The organism is Streptomyces sp. TLI_053 (genome assembly GCF_900105395.1).
Lineage (GTDB): Bacteria > Actinomycetota > Actinomycetes > Streptomycetales > Streptomycetaceae > Kitasatospora.
The window spans coordinates 4641831-4660961 of sequence record NZ_LT629775.1 but is presented as its reverse complement, the minus strand read 5'-3'; the positions used below and the strand labels follow the sequence as shown (position 1 = coordinate 4660961).

At 73.8% G+C, this 19131-nt stretch carries 18 protein-coding genes; 14 read left to right on the top strand and 4 right to left on the bottom strand.

Going from position 1 to position 19131, the window contains the following annotated elements:
* Positions 1–17: 17 nt before the first annotated feature.
* Positions 18–1481 (bottom strand): MocR-like pyridoxine biosynthesis transcription factor PdxR, encoded by a 1464-nt coding sequence (gene pdxR / locus BLU95_RS18650; RefSeq protein ID WP_093861030.1) that lies wholly within the window; start codon positions 1479–1481, stop codon positions 18–20.
* A gap of 271 nt (positions 1482–1752) precedes the next feature.
* On the opposite strand from pdxR (BLU95_RS18650), the gene BLU95_RS18645 reads away from it, so the two are divergent.
* From BLU95_RS18645 to BLU95_RS18610, 8 genes are all read left to right on the top strand, one after another.
* A complete protein-coding gene (locus tag BLU95_RS18645; protein WP_093861029.1) occupies positions 1753–2541 on the top strand; it encodes a B3/B4 domain-containing protein in 789 nt (262 codons plus the stop codon).
* Positions 2542–2596: 55 nt separating this feature from the next.
* Positions 2597–3817, top strand: coding sequence for an ATP-grasp domain-containing protein (locus tag BLU95_RS18640; protein ID WP_093861028.1), 1221 nt, complete (start codon positions 2597–2599; stop codon positions 3815–3817).
* 5 nt (positions 3818–3822) lie between these two features.
* Complete coding sequence (locus BLU95_RS18635) at positions 3823–5211, top strand: MFS transporter (protein WP_093861027.1); 1389 nt, start codon at positions 3823–3825, stop codon at positions 5209–5211.
* 52 nt (positions 5212–5263) lie between these two features.
* Positions 5264–6565, top strand: coding sequence for a TrpB-like pyridoxal phosphate-dependent enzyme (locus tag BLU95_RS18630; RefSeq protein WP_093861026.1), 1302 nt, complete (start codon positions 5264–5266; stop codon positions 6563–6565).
* Positions 6566–6718: 153 nt separating this feature from the next.
* Complete coding sequence (locus tag BLU95_RS18625) at positions 6719–7396, top strand: flavodoxin family protein (RefSeq protein ID WP_231978631.1); 678 nt, start codon at positions 6719–6721, stop codon at positions 7394–7396.
* Positions 7397–7500: 104 nt separating this feature from the next.
* Positions 7501–7884, top strand: coding sequence for an AraC family ligand binding domain-containing protein (locus BLU95_RS18620; RefSeq protein WP_093861024.1), 384 nt, complete (start codon positions 7501–7503; stop codon positions 7882–7884).
* Positions 7881–8273 (top strand): chorismate mutase, encoded by a 393-nt coding sequence (locus BLU95_RS18615; RefSeq protein WP_093861023.1) that lies wholly within the window; start codon positions 7881–7883, stop codon positions 8271–8273. The genes BLU95_RS18620 and BLU95_RS18615 overlap by 4 nt, the downstream gene beginning before the upstream one ends.
* Positions 8270–9745, top strand: coding sequence for a UbiD family decarboxylase (locus BLU95_RS18610; RefSeq protein WP_093861022.1), 1476 nt, complete (start codon positions 8270–8272; stop codon positions 9743–9745). The genes BLU95_RS18615 and BLU95_RS18610 overlap by 4 nt, the downstream gene beginning before the upstream one ends.
* Here BLU95_RS18610 and pdxR (BLU95_RS18605) read toward each other — a convergent pair.
* Entirely contained in the window at positions 9742–11307 is a 1566-nt protein-coding gene (pdxR, locus tag BLU95_RS18605; RefSeq protein WP_093861021.1) for a MocR-like pyridoxine biosynthesis transcription factor PdxR, read from the bottom strand. The genes BLU95_RS18610 and pdxR (BLU95_RS18605) overlap by 4 nt on opposite strands.
* A 168-nt stretch (positions 11308–11475) precedes the next feature.
* Here pdxR (BLU95_RS18605) and BLU95_RS18600 point away from each other — a divergent pair, with 168 nt between their 5' ends.
* The 3 genes from BLU95_RS18600 (at position 11476) to BLU95_RS18590 (ending at position 13079) form a co-directional block, all read left to right on the top strand.
* Positions 11476–12315, top strand: a complete 840-nt coding sequence (locus BLU95_RS18600) for an NmrA family NAD(P)-binding protein (RefSeq protein ID WP_093861020.1) — start codon at positions 11476–11478, stop codon at positions 12313–12315.
* A gap of 84 nt (positions 12316–12399) precedes the next feature.
* Entirely contained in the window at positions 12400–12684 is a 285-nt protein-coding gene (locus BLU95_RS18595; RefSeq protein ID WP_093861019.1) for a hypothetical protein, read from the top strand.
* Positions 12666–13079 carry a PIN domain-containing protein gene (locus tag BLU95_RS18590; protein WP_093861018.1) on the top strand — a complete coding sequence of 138 codons (414 nt, stop codon included), beginning with the start codon at positions 12666–12668 and terminating at the stop codon, positions 13077–13079. Before BLU95_RS18595 ends, BLU95_RS18590 begins: the two co-directional genes overlap by 19 nt.
* A gap of 114 nt (positions 13080–13193) precedes the next feature.
* On the opposite strand, the gene BLU95_RS18585 is transcribed toward BLU95_RS18590, so the two are convergent.
* On the bottom strand, positions 13194–14777 hold the full coding sequence (locus BLU95_RS18585) for an MFS transporter (RefSeq protein ID WP_093861017.1): 1584 nt from the start codon (positions 14775–14777) through the stop codon (positions 13194–13196).
* 207 nt (positions 14778–14984) lie between these two features.
* Here BLU95_RS18585 and BLU95_RS18580 point away from each other — a divergent pair, with 207 nt between their 5' ends.
* The gene (locus tag BLU95_RS18580; protein ID WP_093861016.1) at positions 14985–15986 is read left to right on the top strand and encodes an Lrp/AsnC family transcriptional regulator; all 1002 of its coding nucleotides are present in this window, start codon (positions 14985–14987) and stop codon (positions 15984–15986) included.
* 88 nt (positions 15987–16074) lie between these two features.
* On the opposite strand, the gene BLU95_RS18575 is transcribed toward BLU95_RS18580, so the two are convergent.
* On the bottom strand, positions 16075–17022 hold the full coding sequence (locus BLU95_RS18575) for an SDR family NAD(P)-dependent oxidoreductase (protein WP_093864964.1): 948 nt from the start codon (positions 17020–17022) through the stop codon (positions 16075–16077).
* 131 nt (positions 17023–17153) lie between these two features.
* Between BLU95_RS18575 and BLU95_RS18570 the strand changes: the two genes are divergently transcribed.
* Together BLU95_RS18570 and BLU95_RS18565 are read left to right on the top strand one after the other, a co-directional pair.
* Complete coding sequence (locus tag BLU95_RS18570; protein WP_231978630.1) at positions 17154–18404, top strand: sensor histidine kinase; 1251 nt, start codon at positions 17154–17156, stop codon at positions 18402–18404.
* Complete coding sequence (locus BLU95_RS18565) at positions 18401–19084, top strand: response regulator transcription factor (RefSeq protein ID WP_093861014.1); 684 nt, start codon at positions 18401–18403, stop codon at positions 19082–19084. The genes BLU95_RS18570 and BLU95_RS18565 overlap by 4 nt, the downstream gene beginning before the upstream one ends.
* The last annotated feature ends 47 nt before the right edge of the window (positions 19085–19131 follow it).

The window sequence follows — 19131 nt, the reverse complement described above, 5'->3', positions numbered from 1 at the left end:
AGGCCGGGCACCGGGGGTCACGTCGTCTCCCCCGCGGTCTCCCCCGTCTCCGCCCCCGGCAGCAACCGCCGGTAGGCGAAGCCGAGTTCGGTGATCCCGCGGGCCAGGCCCTCGCACCCGACGGTGGCGTAGCTGAGGACCAGCGCCGGTGGCCGGCCGGTGTCGGCGAGGGTGTGGAAGCGCCCGCCGCGGATCAGCACCGAGCGGCCGCGGGCCGCGCGGATCAGGGCGTCCTCGTCCACGGCGGGCGGGAGTTCGAGGTACGCCTGCAGCCCGCCGTCCCCGCCGAGCACCCGGGTGCCGGGCAGGTGGAGGGCGACCTCCCGCCGGACGACCTCCCGGCGCGCGGCGAACTCCGCGCGCAGGCGCCGCTGGTGGCGGTCGAGCCCGCCGGTGTCGATGAAGCGGGCGAAGGCGAGCTGTTCCAGGCCCGAGCAGCCGATGTCCCAGCCCGCGCGGACGTGCTCCAGCGAGGCCATCAGCTCGGACGGCGCGGCGAGCCAGCCCAGCCGCAGCGCGGGCGCGAGGACCTTGCTCGCGCTTCCCGCGTAGACGACCCGGTCCGGCGCCAGGCTCTGCAGGGCCGACGGCTGGCCGGAACGGCTGCGGTAGGCGTTGTCGTAGTCGTCCTCGATGACGTAGCCGTCGACCGCCCGGGCCCAGGCGATCAGCTGCTCCCGGCGCTCCCGGCTCAGGCACGCACCGGTGGGGAACTGGTGGCCGGGGGTGGTCAGGACGGCGCGGGCGCCGGACCGCTCGAGCAGGTCGACGCGGATGCCCTCGGCGTCGACCGGGATGCCGACCGGCCGGATCCGGGCGCTGGCGATGAACTCCCGTTCACCGGGGTGCCCCGGGTCCTCCACGGCCAGGGTCCGGTGGCCCCGGTCGCCGAGCACGCGGCAGAGCAGGGCGAGTCCCTGGGCGAAGCCCGAGGTGATCATGAGGTCCTCGGACCGGGTGCGCACCCCGCGGACCCGGCCCAGGTAGCCCGCCAGGATGTGACGGGTGAGCGGGACCCCGGCGGGCGGGGAGTAGCTGAGCTCGCGGTGGCCGGCGGCGCCCAGCGCGACGGTGACGCAGCGGATCCACTCCTGGCGCGGGAAGGCGAGCAGGTTGGAGGTGCCGGTCCGCAGGTCCCAGGCGGCCTCGCCGCCGTCGCCGTCCGCCGGGGCGGAGGCGGAGGTGGCGGCCGCGGCGGTGAGCGCGGAGGAGACCGGGGCCAGTCCGCCGCCGTCCTCGGCGACCGAGGTGCCCGAGCCGCGCCGGGTCACGAGGTAGCCCTCGGCGGTGAGTTGTTCGTACGCCTCCACCACCACACTGCGCGAGACGGCCAGGTCGGTGGCGAGCTGACGGCTGGAGGGTAATCGGGTTCCGGCGCGGAGGGTCCCGTCCTCGACCAGGCGGCGTACCGCGTCACGCACTTGCAGGGCCAGTGGGACGCGGGAGCCGCGATCGACGTCGAGGGCCAGATGCCAGGCCAAGTGGCCTCCTGTGCAGAGGGCGAAGTGGTATGGACCGAGCATTGTCACATTTGATGGACTCGTTCCGCACAGGCAACCGCCGCGCGGGAACGCGCGAGGGGCCCGGGGCCCGTCGCGGGGGCGGCAGGGCCGTCGACCGGGCGCCGTCGGGTGGCCGAGTGGACGGAAGTGGCACCAACAGATGTCCGGGAATTGGCCGCAGTCGGACGCGGCCCGGCTCCCTATCGTCGGTCAGGTCATCAACCCAGCTCGGACGCGAAGGACTCACCTCATGGACCGGACCAGCGCCCTGAAGGTCATTCTCGACGAAAGTCTTCTGGCGCGGGTGCCCGGCTACGTCCTCGGACTGATCGCCGTCCCGGTGGTCGACGTCGTGGCGGCGGCGCCGGAGGTCGACGACCTCCTCACCGCCGCCGAGGACGCCGTCCACGGGCTCTCCCTGGGCAAGGCGGAGGTCTCCGCCCTGCCCCCGATCGCCGCCTGGCGGGACGCGTACCGCAGCGTCGACGTCAACCCCAACCGCTTCCCCTGCGCGGCGGAATCGGTGCTGCGGCGGGTGGCCAAGGGCGACCGGCTGCCGCGGATCAACGCCCTGGTGAACCTCTGCAACGCCGTCTCGCTGGACAGTCGGCTGCCGGTCGCCTCCTGCGACGTCGGCGACATCACCGGCGAGCTGGCCGTCCGGCTGGCCCACGGCGGCGAGACGTACCTTCCGCTGGGCGCGCCGGAGGCACCGGAGCGCCCGGAGCCGGGCGAGGTCGTCTACGCGGACACCCAGGACCGGGCGCACTCGCGGCGGTGGAACTGGCGGCAGAGCGAGGTGATCAGGACCGATGTCGGCCGACGCCGGCTGCTGCTCACCGTCGAGGCGGTGCACGAGGGCGGCCGCGCGGACGTGGAGCGGGCGCTCGACCGCCTCGCCGCCGCGCTCGACGCGCTCGGGGCGGTGCGTCAGCGGCCGGTCGTGCTCGACGCCGCCGAGCTCGGGGCCGAACTGTTCGTGCCGGAGCAGAACGTCCAGGAGCAGTCGGCAGCGGAGTCGTCCGTCGTCGCGGGTTGATCGTCGTGGGAGCCGGCCCCGGTGCCGGACCGACCGCTACCTCCAGGAGAACCCGATGAACCCCGCGATTCTGATCGTCTACCGCCCCGCCGCCGGCCGCTACCTCGCACAGTTCCGCAGCGTGGTCGAGGTCGCCACCGAGCTCGGTCACCACCCCGTCGTCCTGGTGCCCACCGGCGAGATCCCGCCCGAGGTCGAGGGCCTGACGGTGCGGGAGGCCGACCTGGACTCCACCCCGGCCTTCCGGTCCGCCGTGGACGCGATCGCCGCCGAGCACCGGCTGGTCCGGATCTTCCCGCTGTTCGAGGGCGACGTGCTGCCCGCGGCCCGGGCCCGCCGGGACCACGGCATCCCCGGGCTGACGCCCGACCAGGCGCTCAACTTCCGCGACAAGAACGTGATGCACCGCCGCGCCGAGGAGCTGGGAGTCCGGGTCGCGCGCTCCTGCCGCCCCGACACCCTGGGCGCGGTCGAGGAGTTCGCCGCACTGACCGGCTACCCGCTGGTGATCAAGCCGTACGCGGGCTGGGCCTGCGGAAGCACCTACCGGGTGGACGGGCCGGAGCGGCTGGCCGAGGTGTGGGAGGAGATGGGCGACGACCGGCACGAGTACCGGGTCGAGGAGTTCGTCCGCGGCACCGAGTTCCATGTGGACGCCCTGCTCCAGGACGGCGAGGTCGTCTTCGAGCAACTGTCCCGCTACACCTACTCGGTGCTGGAGTACCGGGACGAGCCGGGCGGCACCATCTCCCGCAAGCACGACCTCGGCAAGCACGAGCGGCGGATCCTGGAACTCAACGCCACGGTGCTGCGCGGTTTCGGGATGCGCACCGGCGTCGCGCACGTCGAGTTCTTCCTGGACGCGGACGGCGAGGCGGTGTTCGGCGAGGCGGGGGCCCGGGCGGGCGGCGGCTCGATCGTCCCGGCGATCCAGGCCGGGCGCGGCATCAACCTGGCCGGCGAGTGGGCCCGGCTCGAACTCGACCCGGAGCACCGCACCGAGGCCCGGCTCGGCCCGGAGATCGGCACCGAGTACCTGTCCTCCGCCAAGTACGGGCGGATCACCGGGATCAGCTCGCCCGGGGACCTCAACGCGCTCGACGGCGTCCTGGACGCGGACGTCTGGAAGGGGGTCGGCGACGTGCTGGCCCCGCCGGTCGCCTCCAACGACGTGCTCGGCTGGTACGTGTGCGAGGGCAGCGACTACGACGACGTGCTGGCACGGTTCCGCACCGTCCGCCGGGCCTTCCGGGTCGAGACCGAGCCGGCGGTCTGACCGGGATGGCCACGAACACCGGAGAAGGGGCCGCCGCCGCCCCGAAGGCATGGCCGGCCAGGTTCAAGGAGTTACCGCTCCCGCTGCGGGTGCTGTTCGTGACGTCCTTCGTCAACCGCGCGGGCATGTTCGTCTTCCCGCTGCTCGCCGTCTACCTGGTGCGCAGCAAGGGCCTCGGCACGGCCGAGGCGGGCCTGCTGATCTCGGTCGGTTCGACCGGCCTGCTGGTGGGATCGCTGCTCAGCGGGCCGGTGTGCGACCTGCGCGGCCGCCGGGACGCCCTGGTCGCCGCCTTGGTGCTCAACGCGGTCGGCTACCTCGGCCTCGGCACCCTGGACGGCCCGCCCTGGACGTACGCGCTGTACCTGTTCGTCGCCCTGGTGGGGATGGGCATGTTCGGCCCGGCGGCCAACACCCTGATCGCCGACCTGGCGACCCCCGAGCAGCGGCCGTTCTCGTACACGGTCAGCTACATCGGCAACAACCTGGGCATGGGCATCGGCCCGCTGCTGGGCGGGGTCGCGGCCGCCTACTCGTACCACGTGATGTTCGCGGGCAACATCGTCGTCGGGCTGCTGTGCGCGGTCGTGATCCGGATCTGGGTGCCCCGGGACACCCGTACCGGCGCCGCCGCGCCCAAGGCGTCCGGCGGGAAGGTCCGGTTCGGCGGCGTCCACGGCCATGTGCTGTGGATGGTGCTCGCCTCGTTCTTCTACGTGGCCCCGTTGATCGGGCTGGAGTACGCGCTGCCGCTGGCCGTGACCACCGAGCTCAACGCCTCGGCCGGGCTGGTCGGCGTGGTGTACACGGTGAACAGCGTCGTGGTGGTGGGCCTCGGGCTCCAGCTGGAGAAGCGGATCGCCAGCTACCCGATCCGTACCCTGCTGCTGGTGGCCGGGGTGCTGTGGGCGCTGGGCCTGGCCGTGCTCGACTTCGGCTTCTCGCTCGCGGCGGTGCTGGCGTCCACCGTGGTGTGGACGCTCGGCGAGATCATCGCCTCCGTGGTGGTGCCCACCTACATCGCCGACCACGTCGACGAGAACCGGGTCGGCCGCTTCATGGCGCTCAACGGGTTCGTGCTGGGCCTGGCCCGGCTGGTGGTGCCGTTCGGCCTCGGGGTGATCTGGCAGAACCACGGCGCGCGTCCGGTGCTGCACACCATGCTGGTCACGCCTCTGGTCGGCATCGCGGTGTTCGCGGTGCTCCGGATCCGGTCCTCGCCCGCGAGCGCGCCGGCCACCGCGGCCGTCGGCCCAGAGCCCGCCCCGGCTTCCGGTGCCGCCTCACCCTCACCTTCAGCCTCACCCGCTGCCGCTGCCGGTGCCGCTGCCGCTGCCTCCTCTTCCGTCGAAGCCGGACCCGGACCGGCCGATGCCGTCCGCTCCGGCACCTGAACCGTGTGACCGTCCGATCGACCGCCGTATCCATGCATTCCGGGAGGGCCCGATGATCACCAAGTTCTTGCTGCCCGAGGACCGAATCCCCACCACCTGGTACAACGTGCTGGCGGATCTGCCGAAGCCGGTGCCGCCGATGCTGCACCCCGGGACGAGGGAGCCGCTCACCCCGGCCGACCTGGCGCCGCTGTTCCCCGAGTCGCTGATAGCCCAGGAGTTCAGCACCGAGGCCGAGATCGACATCCCCGGCGCGGTGATCGACGTCTACCGCCAGTGGCGTCCCAGCCCGCTGATCCGGGCCCACCGGCTGGAGCGCTCGCTCGACACCCCGGCGCGGATCTACTTCAAGTACGAGGGCGTCAGCCCGGCCGGCAGCCACAAGCCCAACACGGCGGTGCCGCAGGCGTACTACAACAAGCAGGCCGGTGTGGAGAAGCTCACCACCGAGACCGGCGCCGGCCAGTGGGGCAGCTCGCTCGCGATGGCCTCCGCCTACTTCGGCCTCGAGTGCGAGGTCTTCATGGTCAAGGTGAGCCACCAGCAGAAGCCCTACCGCCGGGCCCTGATGGAGACCTTCGGGGCGACGGTGCACGCCAGCCCCAGCGTGCTCACCGACGCGGGGCGGGCCGCGCTCGCCGCCGACCCCGACGCCAGCGGCAGCCTGGGCCTGGCCATCTCCGAGGCCGTGGAGGCCGCGGTCAAGAGCGGCGGCCGGGCCAAGTACGCGCTCGGCTCGGTGCTCAACCACGTGCTGACGCACCAGACGGTGATCGGCCAGGAGGCGCTGCTCCAGATGGAGCTGGCGGAGGACTACCCGGACATCGTGATCGGTGCGGCGGGCGGCGGCTCCAACTTCGGCGGCCTGGTCCTGCCCTTCCTGCGCGAGCAGCTGCGCGGCGGCCGCTCGGTGCGGGCGCTGGCGGTCGAGCCGGCCTCGTGTCCGACCCTCACCCAGGGCCGCTACGAGTACGACTTCGGCGACACCGCGGGCCTCACCCCGCTCACCATGATGCACACCCTCGGCCACGACTTCGTGCCGCCGAGCATCCACGCGGGCGGGCTGCGCTACCACGGCATGGCGCCCATCATCAGCGCCCTGAAGGACCTCGACCTGCTGGAGGCGCGGGCCGTCCCGCAGACCGCCTGCTTCGAGGCCGGCGTCCAGTTCGCCCGCAACGAGGGCATCGTCCCGGCGCCGGAGTCCACCCACGCGGTGCGGGCGGCCATCGACGAGGCGCTGGCCTGCAAGGAGAGCGGCGAGGCCCGCACCATCCTGTTCACGCTGTCCGGCCACGGGCACTTCGACATGCAGGCGTACACCGACTACTTCGCCGGAAAGCTCAAGGACTGACGAGCCGGCTCGAGGACCGACGAGTACTGAGCGGTGACAGGCGGGCGAACAGCCGGACGGGCCCTCGCACCACGGGCCCGTCCGGCCGCCCGCCCCCGTAGGGGCAGACTACGAGGGGGGAACCACGTGCAAGGATCAACTCCGACTCCGATCGTGCTCGGGATCTGCGGCTCCGAGCGACCGGGCGGCAACACCGACCTCGCGTTGGAGTACGCCGGCCGCCTGGTCCGGGAACGGGGCGCCGAGTTCCGGACCGTTCACCTGCGCGAGCACCGGATCTCGCCGTGCAGCCCGTGCGGCGACTGCAACCAGCGGACCAAACCCTGCGAACTCCGCGACGACATGCCCGCGATCGTCGAGCAGATGAAGCAGGCGGACGCCATCGTCTACGCGACCCCGGTGCACGGCTTCGGTCCCGCCCATCTGATGCAGATCTTCATCGAACGGGCCGGCGTGGGCTTCCTGCGCTTCGACCGCCCTCTGGCCAACAAGGTGGGCGGCATCATCGTCGTCTCGCGCCGGTACAGCGACGCCGCGGTGCACAGCCAGCTGGTCGACAACCTGCTGCTCAACCGCATGATCCTGGTCGGCAGCGGCTTCCCGGCGCTGCTGCGCAACACCTCGCCGCAGCCGCAGCTCCAGGACGCCGAGGGCCTGGAGGCACTGGAGCGGATGCTCCACCGCATGATCGACATGTCCCTGCTGCTGCGCCGCCACGCGGCCGACGGCCGGCCCGTGCTGCCGCTCGACGACCGCAACGAGCGCGTGTCCCGCGCCCCGCGCGTCGTCCTGCCGGGGCAGCGGACCTCTTCGGAGAAGCAGGCCAGCTGAACCGGAGAGGCAGGCCGGCCGCACCGGAGAGGCAGGCCGGCCGGAGCGCCGCCGATCCGCCGATCCACCGATACCCCATTTCCGACGTGTTGTTGAGGAGTGCCATGTCCACCGAGACCGAGACCGGCGACCAGCACGGCAGCCAGACCGGGGACCCCGTCCTGGTCGGCGTCGACTTCGACCTGATCCCCTGGGAGAAGTGGCAGAAGCCGGGCGCCGAGGGCCGGGTGAAGATCGCCTACACCCAGGGCCTGCGGGTCCGTCTGATGGAGCTGCCGGCCGGCTTCGACGAGCACGAGTGGTGCCTGCGCGGACACCAGGGCTACGTGCTGCAGGGCGAGTTCACCATCCACTTCGAGGACCGTTCGGTGCCGTGCCGCCCCGGCATGGGCTTCGTGATCCCGGACGACGAGAAGCACCGTTCGCAGGGCGCGGAGGGCGAGCCGACCGTCGTGTACGTCGTCGACAAGGTGGTGCCGACCGCATGAGCGCCGACCTCACGGGGGCGGACGGTACGGCGACCGGTCCGTCGGTGCCCGCGATCGATCCCCGGATCGACGAACTGCGGCTCTCCGTCGACGCGCTGGACCGCCGGATCGTCGCGCTGCTGGCGGAGCGCACCGCCGTGGTGCGGGAACTGACCGGGTTCAAGCGGGACGAGGAGACCGTCCGCTCCCCGGGCCGGGTCGAGCAGGTCGTCGCCAAGGTCCGGGGCCTGGCGGACGAGCACGGCATGCCGCCGGGGATCGCCGAGGCCACCTACCGCACGCTGATCGACGAGCTGACCCGGATGCAGATGGTGCTCCTGGAGGAGCGCCGGGCCGCTTCGGCCGCCGCCGGGGCCGGTTCCGGGGGCGCCGCCGGGGACGGGCCATGAGCCGTCGGCACCCGGCCGACCTGCGGGCGGCGCTGGCCGCGCTGGACCTGATGCCAGGAGAACTGGTCCGGGTCCGGGAGGAGGTCCCGGCCCGCTTCGGGGTCTCCTCCCGCTACGCCCGGTGGGCCGGCGCCCCGGCGGCGCCGCCCACCGGCCCCGGCCCGGCCGTCCTGTTCGAGCAGGTGACGCCCTCGGGCATCGCGCCGCAGGAGGGCGCCGTCACGGCCGAGGACGGTGCGGAACCGGGGCCCGGCGCCGTACTGATGGGCCTGTACGGGACCCGGCGGCGGGCCGCCGCCCTGCTCGGCGCCACCCCCGCCGAGCTGGCCCACCGGCTGCTGGACGCGGTGGCCGCGCCACTGCCCCCGGTGCCCGCCGCCGACCCCGACCGGTGGGCCCGCAGCGACCGCAAGCCGGACCTCACCGCCCTGCCCGTCCCGGTGCTCACCGACGAGGACGCCGGCCCCTACCTGACCCTCGGCGCCGTCCTCGCCACCGATCCGGCCACCGGCGTGCGCAACCTGTCGATCCACCGGATGTGCGTCCAGGGCCCCGACCTGCTCACCATCTGGATGGTGCCGGGGCGGGACCTCGAGCAGGCCCACCGCAACTCGCTCGCCGCCGGGCGGCCGCTGCCGGTGGCGATCCACCTCGGCCTCGGCCCGGCCGTGCTGCTCGCCTCCTGCTGCCCCACCTCGCTCGTCCCGACCGGGACGGACGAACTGGCGGTCGCCGGGGCGCTCGCGGGCGCCCCGGTGGAACTGCTGCCCTGCCGCACGGTGGACGCCGAGTACATCGCCCACGCCGAGTACGTGCTGGAGGGCGAACTCCTGCCGGACACCATGCCGGAGAACCCGAGGGGCAGCGCCGCCACCCCGGAGTTCCTCGGCTACCAGGGCACCGCCCACCCGGCCCTGCCGACCGTCCGGATCACCGGGATCACCGCCCGGCGCGGCCCGATCCTCCAGGCCGTCTCCGGCCCGGGCCACGAGCAGTCCGTGCTGCTCGGCTTCGGGATGGAGGCGGCCGTGCTGGCCGTGCTGCGGCGCCGCGGCGCCCCCGTCCGGGCGGTGCACTGCCACACCGCCGGCGGGGGACAGCTGATGGTCGTGCTCCAGTGGGCGGCCAAACGCTCGGCCGAGGACGACGCGCTGGTGCGGGAGGCCTCCCGGGCCGTCCTGGAGGAGTTCCGGATGGCCAAGCTGGTGCTGTCCGTGGACGAGGACGTGGACCTGGAGTCGGACCAGGACCTGTGGTGGGCGATGGTCACCCGGTGGCAGGCCGACCGGGACCTGCTGGTCCTGCCGGACCGGGAGGGCTTCCCGCTCGACCCGACCCAGTCGGTCGCCTACTCGCCCCTGCTGTCGGCGGACGGCCGTACCGCGAAGGCGGTGTTCGACTGCACCGTCCCCTACGCGCAGCGGCGCCGCTTCCGCCGGGCCCGGTTCACCGACGCGCCCGGAGCCGGTTAGCGGCCGCCGCCGCCCGGAGCCGGTTGGCGGCCGCGGCCGCCCCTGCCCGCCTCCCGGACCGCCGTGGCCTCACGGACCGCTGTGGCCAGCAGCGCCGTGCCCTCGGCGATCCGGGTGCCGGGCAGGGCCGCGTAGCCCATCAGGAAGGTGGGTTCGGCCGGGGGCTCCCGCACGAAGTACCCCGAGGCGGGGTACACCCGGACACCGAGCGCCGCGGCCCGGCGGACGATCTCGTCCTCGCCGACGCCGCGAGCCCCGGTGAGGGCGACCAGGACGTGCAGGCCGGCGGCCGCCCCGGAGATCCGCACCTCGGCGCCGAAGTGCGTGTAGAGGCCGTCCAGCAGCGAGCGGCGGCGCTCCCGGTACAGCCGGGTCATCCGGCTGACGTGCCGGGCGTAGGCGCCGGTGGCGACGAAGTGCGCCAGCGCCTCCTGGGTGACCGTCGGGGTCAGCCGGTCGGTGATCCACTTGATGCCGAGGAAGGGCTGCACCAGCCGCTGGGGCAGGATCGCGTAGCCGATCCGCAGCGCCGGGAAGAGCGTCTTGCTGAAGCTGCCGACGTAGACCACCGTGCCCTGGTGCCGGGCGGCGGCCAGGGCCGGCAGCCGCTCCGCCGCGAAGGTGAACTCGTTGTGGTAGTCGTCCTCCAGCACCGTCGCCCCGCGCCGCGCCGCCCAGGCCAGCAGGGCCCGCCGCCGGGCCTCGGACATGATGAACCCGGTCGGGAACTGGTGCGAGGGCGTCACGTAGACCAGCCGCACCCGGTCCGGGTCCTGGCCGTGCGCCCGGACGCGGGCGTCGATGTCCGCGACCCGCAGCCCCTCCTCGTCCACCGGCACCGGCACCACGGTGCCGGCGGTGGAGCCGAAGACCTGGCGCAGCACGGTGTGGCTCGGGTCCTCGATCACCACCACGTCGCCCGGGCCGACCAGCAGCCGGGCCAGGATGTCCAGCGCCTGGGTGGCCCCGCTGGTCACCAGGATGCTGTCGGGCGAGGCGTCCAGTGCCCGGCTCTGCCGGACCAGGGTGGCGATCTGCGCCCGCAGCGCGGCGGAGCCCTCGGCCGGCCCGTACCCGAGCGCGGCGACGTCCGCCCGCGCGTAGGCCTCGTGCATCGACTGCCGCCAGCGCGACACCGGGAAGTTGGCCAGCGCCGGGGTCCCGTGCCGGAAGTCCAGTCCCGCACCGGCCTGTTGCATCGGCGGGGGTTCCCACGGCTGCCACAGCGCGTCCCCGCCGTCGGTGGCGAGCGGCGGCTGCGGCGCGAGCGCCGTCCGGGTCGGACCGGGCCCGGCCCCCTCCCCGGCGGCCCGCTCGGCCACCCTGGTCCCCGAGCCCCGCCGGGCCGTCAGCAGACCGTTGGCGGTCAGCAGTTCGTATGCCCGAAGGACCACCGTGCGCGACACCCCGAGCTGGGCCGCCAGCTCCCGCGAGGCCGGTACGGCCTCCCCGGCCCGCAGCCGCCCCGACCGGACCAGCCCGGCGATCCCGTCGCACACCTGCTGCTGCAGGGGCGTCGTACTGCCCCGGTCCAGCACGATCAGCAGCTCCGACGATCCCACGCCTCTCCTTCCGGGCTCCGCTCTCCCGAAGTGTCGCATGCACGACACCCCGTCAGCGTGGCCCGGCCGTGGTGGAGTCGGCGCCAGCTAGGACCAGAACTGACCTAGATGGCCTCTACTGTCTGTTCCGAAGGAAGTGACCGGAACGGTGATGGGGAGGGATCCGTCGTGATTCTTGTGATCGGTGCGACCGCGCACTTCGGGCGGCAGACGGTGGAGGTGCTGGCGGGCGCCGGACGGAAGGTGCGGGCGCTGTCGCGCACCCCGGAGCGGGCCGGACTGCCCGAGGGCGTCGAGGTGGTGCCCGGGGACCTCACCCGGCCGGAGACCCTCGGGGCCGCGCTGGACGGCGTCACGGAACTGTTCCTGGTGCTGCCCTACGGCCTGGACGTGCAGCCGCTGCTGGAGGAGGTGCGTCGGTCCGGGGTGCGGCAGATCGTGTTCCTGTCCTCGGGGGCCGTCGTCGACGGCGCGGACCCGCAGCCCGACGTGATCGCCGCCTACCACGCCCGGGTGGAGCGGGAGATCACGGCGACCGGCGTTGACCGGACGTTCCTGCGGCTGTTCTTCCCGGCGATCAACTCGCTCTCCTGGGCGATGCAGTTGCCGGGCGGCGACGTGCTGCGCGGCCCGCACGCCGCAGCCGCCGCCTCGCTGGTGCACGAGCGCGACGTCGCCGAGGCGGCCGCCGCCGTGCTCGGCAGCCCCGAGCACTTCGGCCTGGTCCACCATCTGACGGGCCCACAGTCGCTCACCCAGACCGAACAGGTCGAGGCGCTCGGCCGGGCCCTGGGCCGCGAGCTGAGCTTCGAGGAGGTGCCCGCCCCGGTCGTGCGGGAGCAGCTCGGCCGGTTCATGGACGCCGACTTCGTGGCCGCCCTGCTGGACCTGATGGCCGCCACCGCCGGCCGGCCCGCCCCGGTGAACGACACCGTCGAGCTCCTGACCGGCCACCCGGCCCGCACCTACGGCCAGTGGCTCACCGACAACCTGGCCGCCTTCCGCTGACCGGCCGGACCGCCGCGGGCCCGGGCCGCCTGCGGCGGTCCGGGCCGGGGCCTTCATTCCTACTTCTTTGATAATCTGGGCGTCATGACTGACACGCCCTACAGCATCGGCGAGGGGCCGGCCACCAGGGTCAGCCTCTCCCTGCCCGAAGGTACGGCCGAGGCCATCCGCCGGCGGGTGGGCAAGCGCGAGTTCTCGGCATTCATCACCGCGGCCGTCGAGCGGGAACTGCGGGGTCAGGTTCTGGACGAGTACCTGGCCGACTACGAGCGTCGGAAGGGATCGATCTCGCCGACGGAGCAGGAGCGAGCGCGGCAGGTCTTCGACGAGGTGTTCGCCGAGGAGGACGGATGGCCCGTCGCAAGCTGACTCACGAGGGCACCCTGGTGCTCGACTCCGAGGGTCTTTCCAAGCTGCTCGGCGACCATGAACCGGCCGTCGCGCTGGTCGCGGAGGCGCGGAAGCGGGGCATGGAGGTGGTGATCAGTGCTCTGACCATCATCGAAGCTGTCCACGGCCGAACCGACCAGGCCCGGCTCCGGTGGATCCTGTCCGGCGTGCGGATCGTGCAGGTGGGCGACGAGGAGGCTCGGGCGGCTTCCGCGATGCTCATCGCCGCAGGCCTGCACGGCCACAAGTACGCGATCGACGCGGCGGTGGCCGAGATGGCACTGCGGCAGCCGCGACCGGTCGTCCTGTTGACGTCGGACATCGACGACATGGCCAAGCTCTGTGGTGACCGGGTGCGGCTCGTGGCCGTCTGACGGGTTGCCGTGGGCGTGAGTTCTGGCGGGCCGTGCGCTCGTCGGTCGCGACCGTGGGCACGGCCCGGCGGTCCGGACACGAGGCGCCCGGCAGAACGCCGGGCGCCCCGGCCGTCATGGGGTGCGCTGCAACTCCTGGGCGGGCGCGTCCTCGGTACCAGCGGGAGCGGTGGCCGTGCGCTGCGGTGGGGCGGCGGCGCCCGCGGTGGGGGACCGACGGTCTGCGCCCGCCGCGGCCGGGCGCAGGAGCACGGCGCAGACCAGGGCGGCCAGCAGGGCCAGGGCGGCGGAGACGACCAGGCAGAGCCGGAGGCCGTCGAGGAAGGAGTCGCCCAGCGCGGAGAGAGCCGGTCCGGTCGCGGGACCAAGATCGAGGCCGGCCACGGCACCGAGCCCCTGCTCCCGGGCGACGGCGAGGACGTGGCCGCCGGTCTCCGCCGGTACCGCGGCGTCGGCGAGGCGGCCGGGCAGGGCGTCCAGGGCGCGGGTGGTGAGCAGGGCGCCGAGCACGGCCGGGCCGAGGGCGCCGCCGACCTGGCGGAAGGCGTTGTTCCCGGCGGCCGCCATCCCGGCCAGGTGGTGCGGGACGGCGGAGACGGCGGAGGCCGTCATCGGCGTGAGCACGGTGCCCACGCCCAGGCCGAGCAGGACCAGGCGCCAGGCGAGGGACCCGTAGGAGGTGCCGGCGTCGACACCGGTCAGCGACAGCAGCGAGCCGGCCATCACCACCAGGCCGGTGGTGATCATGACCCGGGCGGAGATCCGGTGCATCAGCCGTCCGACGGGGACGCCGACGACGAGGGACGTCCCGGAGACCAGGACCAGCCGCAGTCCGGCCTCCAGCGTGCTCAGGTGCTGCACGAGGCCGAAGTACAGGCTCAGCACGAAGAAGAAGCCGATCAGCCCCAGGAAGCTGATCATGGCGACCAGCGAGGTGGCGGCGAAGGCGGGGCTGCGGAACAGCGCCAGGTCGAGCATCGGGCTGCTGCTGCGGCGCTCCACCACGACGAACGCGACCGCGCTCACGGCGCCGAGCACCAGCGCCGTCACCACCGGGGGCGTACCGAAGCCGTCGGCGCCGCCCTCGATCACGCCGTAGACGACCGCGGTGACCGCGACGGCCGCGGTGATCTGCCCGGGCCAGTCCAGCCGACGGCCTTGCGGCGCGCGGGAGTCGGGCAGCAGGAAGGCCGCGACGACCAGCACGGCCAGGGACACCGGGATCGGCAGGAGGAAGATCCAGCGCACCCCGACGTGCTCCTGCAGCACCCCGGCGATCAGCGGCCCCACGGCCAGCGAGGCCAGCATGGACATCGCCCACAGGGCGATGAACCTGCCGCGTTCCCGGTGGTCGGGGACGGCATGGCTGATCAGGGTCAGCGTGGTGGGCAGCAGCGCCGCAGCACCCAGGCCGGAGGCCGCCTGCCCGATCCAGAGCGCCTGCACCGAGTCCGAGGCCAGCGAGACGGCCGCGCCCAGCGCGCAGAACGCCATGCCCGCCTGGAACACCCGCTTGCGGCCGTGGACATCGCCCCACACCCCGGTGGTGAGGATCAGCGCGGCCATCGGCAGCACGAAGGCGTCCGACACCCAGGACAGCTGGGAGGTCGAGGCGTTCATCGCCCGCTGGAGCGCCGGCAGGCTCACCGACACGGTGGTCACGGGAAGGTAGGCGACGAAGACGCCCAGGCAGGCCATGACGAGCGTGACGCCTCGTCCGGCCCCGGGGCGTCGCACCGTTGCGGAGTTCACGGAGTGGTTCCTTCGACTGCGGGGTGCCGCGCGGGCACCGGCTGCTGCGGGGGCGCGGACCAGCTTCGTCCAGGCGGCCGACAAATCCGCGTGCGATCCCGCCCGGTGCGGAGAAACCTCCGTTCCACGCCTTCTGTGTGTGACTCTTCCTCCATGTACGACGATCTCGACCGCAGGATCATCCACGGTCTCCACTGCGCCCCGCGTGCCTCGTTCCGCCGCCTCGGCGAGGTGGTCGGCGCGTCCGAACAGACCGTGGCACGCCGCTACGGCGCGCTGCGCCGCGCCGGGGTGATGCGGGTCGTGGGGCTGAGCAGCCCGGCCGCCCACGGAGGCGCGGAGTGGATCGCCCGGCTGCGGTGCCGCCCGGACGCCGCGGGGCCCGTCGCCGACTCCCTCGCCCGCAGGCCCGAGGTCGGCTACGCCAGCGTCGCCTCCGGCGGATCGGAGATCATCTGCACCATCCGCTCGGCCCCCGACACGGGGCGTGACACGGGGCGCGACGTCCTGCTGCGACAACTCCCCAAGGCCGCCTCGATCCTGGACCTGAGCGTGGATCTCCTCCTGCACCCGTTCACTCCCCCCGGCACGGCGGGCTGGGCCGGGGGCAGGCGCGCCCTCACCGACGAACAGGTCCGAGAACTGACCGTGCCGCGCCCCGCACCCGCCGGTCCCCCGCCCGTCCCGACCGGCGAGGACCGCCCCCTCTTCGAGGCCCTGGCCGAGGACGGTCGCGCCTCCCACACCCGCCTGGCGCAGGCCACCGGCTGGTCCGCGACCCGCGTCGCCCGCCGGCTGGAGGCGCTGGAGGCCGCCGGCTTCCTCACCTTCGGCATCGACATCCTGGCCGAACGTCTCGGCTACGACCTCAACGCCATGCTCTGGCTCCAGGTCGACCTGCCCGCACTCCACCGGATCGGCGAGGAACTAGCCCGGCACGACGAGTGCGCCTTCGTCGCCGCCACCAGCGGCAGGCACAACCTCATGGCCGTCGTCATCTGCGAGGACACCCCCGCCTTCTACCGCTACCTCAGCGGCCGCCTGGCCGGCACCGAGGGCATCCGCGGCTACGAGATCAGCGTCCGCGCCCGCCGCCTCAAGCAGTCCGTCTCCCTCATCCAGTACGGCCGCCTGGTCCACCCCGGAGTGGGCTGACCCGGGCCGGCTCCGCCCGGCGCGGGACCGGCCGTCCGGAGGTGGGGACACGGGACCCGGACCGACGGACGAGTGGTCCGCCCCGGCCTCAGCCGCGGCTCGGCTGGATCATCTTCCGGCCGGCGGTGCTTCCGCCGTCCACCGCGACCGAGGCGCCCGTCATGTAGGGGAAGTCGTCCGACGCGAGCCCGAGCACGGCGCGCGCGATCTCCTCGGCCTCGGCCATCCGCTCCAGGCCGTCGATGTTGAGCGGGCCGAACGCCTTCTTGTACGCCGCCCAGGCCTCGTCCGGGATGCCGGGCGGGCGGACGAAGGGGGTGTCGGTGGTGCCGGGCAGCAGGGCGTTGAGCCTGATGCCCCGGGGTCCGTAGGCGAGCGCGGCGGCCTTCACGATGCCCTGCACCGCCCGTTTGCTCGCGGTGTACGCGGCGCTGTTCGGCCGGGCCAGGTCGGCCGCCGAGGAGGAGGTGCAGACGATGACGCCGTGCCCGGCCCGGAGCATGTGCGGGATCTCGTACTTGATGGCGAGGAAGACGCCCCGGGCATTGGTGGCCTGGACGTCGTCCCACTCCTCGACGCTCAGCTCGTGCGGAAGCTTGTTGCTGCCGATCCCCGCGTTGTTGAAGGCCACGTCGATGCCGCCGTACCGGCTCGCGACCCGGTCCGCGAAGGCCTGCATCTGGTCGGCCACCCGCACATCGGCCTGGATGTACGTGGCCTCGCCGCCCGCGTTCCGGATCTCCCGTTCCACCTGCCGCCCCAACTCGGCCCGCCTGCCGCAGAATCCGACCTGGGCACCGGCCGCCGCGAAGGCGTGGGCGGCGGCCCTGCCGATGCCCGAGGTGCCGCCCGTGATGAGCACCGACCTGCCCTGGAACCGCCCGTCCTGGACGCGGGGCCTGCCCTGGGCGGCGCTCGCCGTGCGAGCGCCCGCGCCGAGGGCCGAGCCCGCCACCCCGAGGGCGGCCGCGCCACCGAGCAGGGACCGCCGCCCCAGGGGACCGTTCTTCGTATTCCCGTTCGAGTTCGTGTTCATGGCGACCACGCTCGCAGTCCGGGCCGGGTGCCCGGCTCCACCCGCGGGCCGCTCGTCGCGGCCGGTGGGAGGAGGCGACCTCCTCCCGCGGCAGGACCCGGGCGCACCGGCGCCCGCCTATCGTGAAGCGCGTGAACCGATCAAGGATCGAGGGTCTGTTCGATCAAAGGTCCTCCGCCGCGAGGGCGGTGGTGCTGGTCGGCGTGCTCGTCGGTGATCTCCTGCTGGTGCACCGGCCCTCCGGGGGCCGGGACTGGGGCCTCGCCGCGGCCGGGATCGCGCTGTGCGCGGCCGCGGGCCGGTGGGCGTTCGGCGCGCTGGTGGCACTGTCCGGCCTGCTCGTTGTCGCGCACACGCTCGGCTCGGACATCGTCCCCGCGTTGAAGGTGCTGGCCGCCGTCACCCTCTTCGAGCTGTCCGTGCGGGAGTACGGCCGCCGCCCGGTGGCCGGGGCGGCGGTACTGGCGCTCGCCGTCGCCGTGAACCGCCTCGCCGACCTGCCCGGCGAACTCCCCTCGGTGCTGTACAAGACGGGCATCGTGGCCGGTCTGCCGTTGCTCATGGGCGGATACGTACGAGTCACCCGCGACGCCGCCCGGGCCGCACGCGCGCACGCGGAACAGGAGGAGGCCCGCGCCGGCCAGCGGCTGTTGGCCGCCCGCGCCGCGGAACGCACGACCATCGCACGCGAGTTGCACGACCTGGTGGCCCACCACGTCTCGTCGATGGTGCTGCGCGTCGGTGTCGCCCGGCACGTCGTGCCCGACACCGTCGACGCGCGGGTCATCGAGGTCCTCGACGACCTGCACTCCAGCGGCAGCGAGGCCCTGGCCGATCTGCGCCGCCTGGTGGCCGTACTGCGTGACCCGGACAGCGTCGCGGCAGCCGGGACGGCCTCCGCACTGGTCACGCCCGGGGCGCTGCCGGCCGCGCTGGAGTCGGTGCTGGAGGGCAGCCGCCGCGCCGGTCTGGCCGTCACCGCGGCCGTGGATCCGGTCCTCGCGCGCCTCGACGCGGTACGCGGCCTCGCCGTGCTCCGTCTGGTCCAGGAGGGTCTGGCGAACGCGGCGAAGCACGCCGGCCCGGGCGCACGGGCCGAGTTGACCGTACGAGTGGCCGACGACGCCGCCGTGCACCTGACGCTCCAGGACGACGGCGCGGGTCGTCCCGGGGTGTCGGCCCCGGGCCCGTCGGGGCACGGGCTGATCGGAATGCGTGAACGCGTGGATCTGTTCGGCGGCCGCCTCGACGCGGGCCCGACGCCCCGGGGCTGGCGGCTCACGGCCGAGCTCCCCGCACTGCGCGTCCCATCTGCACTCCCCGCCCCGCCCGCCCCGCCCGCCCCGCTCGCCTCCGTACGAGTCCGGGAGCAGACCCCGTGATCCACATCCTGGTCGCCGACGACCAGCCGCTCGTCCGCATGGGTCTGCGCATGCTCTTCGAGCAGGCCCCGGACATCGACATCCTCGGCGAGGCGGACAACGGCGCGGAGGCGGTGCGGCTGGCCGAGCGCCTCCGTCCGGACGTCGTCCTCATGGACCTGCGAATGCCCCTCATGGACGGCATCACCGCCACCCGCCGCATCCTGGCCGGCTGCCCCGCCACTCGGGTCGTCGCGCTCACCACCTTCGACGACGACGATCACCTCTACCCGGCGCTCGCGGCCGGAGCCTGCGGCTTCCTGGTCAAGGACACCCCGCCGGCCGAGCTGGTCGACGCCGTACGCCGGGCCGCGGACGGCGAGGCCCCGTTCAGCCGGGACGCACTCGACCGGCTCGTCAGCCGCGCCGTCGACGCCCGCGCCGGGGCGTCCCCCGGTACTCGCGCCGACGTCCCGGCGGCGCCCGCCATCACTCCGCGCGAGCGGGAGGTGCTCGGCCTGATCGGCAGCGGCCTGTCCAACAAGGAGATCGCCGACCGTCTGCACATGGGCGTCACCACGGTCAAGACGCATGTGGCGAACCTGATGGCGAAGACGGGCCGGGACAACCGCATCCGCCTCGCCGTCCTCGCCGTCGCCACGGGCATCACCGCGGACCAGGGGCCGTCGACCACCCTCTAGCGTCCTGGGGCGACCGCGGAACGCCGAAGGCCCCGGCCGGTTTCCGC

Bases quoted from the DNA above. Each gene is read 5' to 3' on its own strand.
- BLU95_RS18615 (WP_093861023.1), top strand. From the start codon at position 7,881: ATGAGCGCCGACCTCACGGGGGCGGACGGTACGGCGACCGGTCCGTCG.
- BLU95_RS18640 (WP_093861028.1), top strand. From the start codon at position 2,597: ATGAACCCCGCGATTCTGATCGTCTACCGCCCCGCCGCCGGCCGCTAC.
- BLU95_RS18630 (WP_093861026.1), top strand. From the start codon at position 5,264: ATGATCACCAAGTTCTTGCTGCCCGAGGACCGAATCCCCACCACCTGG.
- BLU95_RS18590 (WP_093861018.1), top strand. From the start codon at position 12,666: ATGGCCCGTCGCAAGCTGACTCACGAGGGCACCCTGGTGCTCGACTCC.
- BLU95_RS18585 (WP_093861017.1), bottom strand. From the start codon at position 14,777: ATGGCCTGCCTGGGCGTCTTCGTCGCCTACCTTCCCGTGACCACCGTG.
- BLU95_RS18635 (WP_093861027.1), top strand. From the start codon at position 3,823: ATGGCCACGAACACCGGAGAAGGGGCCGCCGCCGCCCCGAAGGCATGG.
- BLU95_RS18610 (WP_093861022.1), top strand. From the start codon at position 8,270: ATGAGCCGTCGGCACCCGGCCGACCTGCGGGCGGCGCTGGCCGCGCTG.
- BLU95_RS18595 (WP_093861019.1), top strand. From the start codon at position 12,400: ATGACTGACACGCCCTACAGCATCGGCGAGGGGCCGGCCACCAGGGTC.
- BLU95_RS18580 (WP_093861016.1), top strand. From the start codon at position 14,985: ATGTACGACGATCTCGACCGCAGGATCATCCACGGTCTCCACTGCGCC.
- BLU95_RS18645 (WP_093861029.1), top strand. From the start codon at position 1,753: ATGGACCGGACCAGCGCCCTGAAGGTCATTCTCGACGAAAGTCTTCTG.
- BLU95_RS18620 (WP_093861024.1), top strand. From the start codon at position 7,501: ATGTCCACCGAGACCGAGACCGGCGACCAGCACGGCAGCCAGACCGGG.
- BLU95_RS18575 (WP_093864964.1), bottom strand. From the start codon at position 17,022: ATGAACACGAACTCGAACGGGAATACGAAGAACGGTCCCCTGGGGCGG.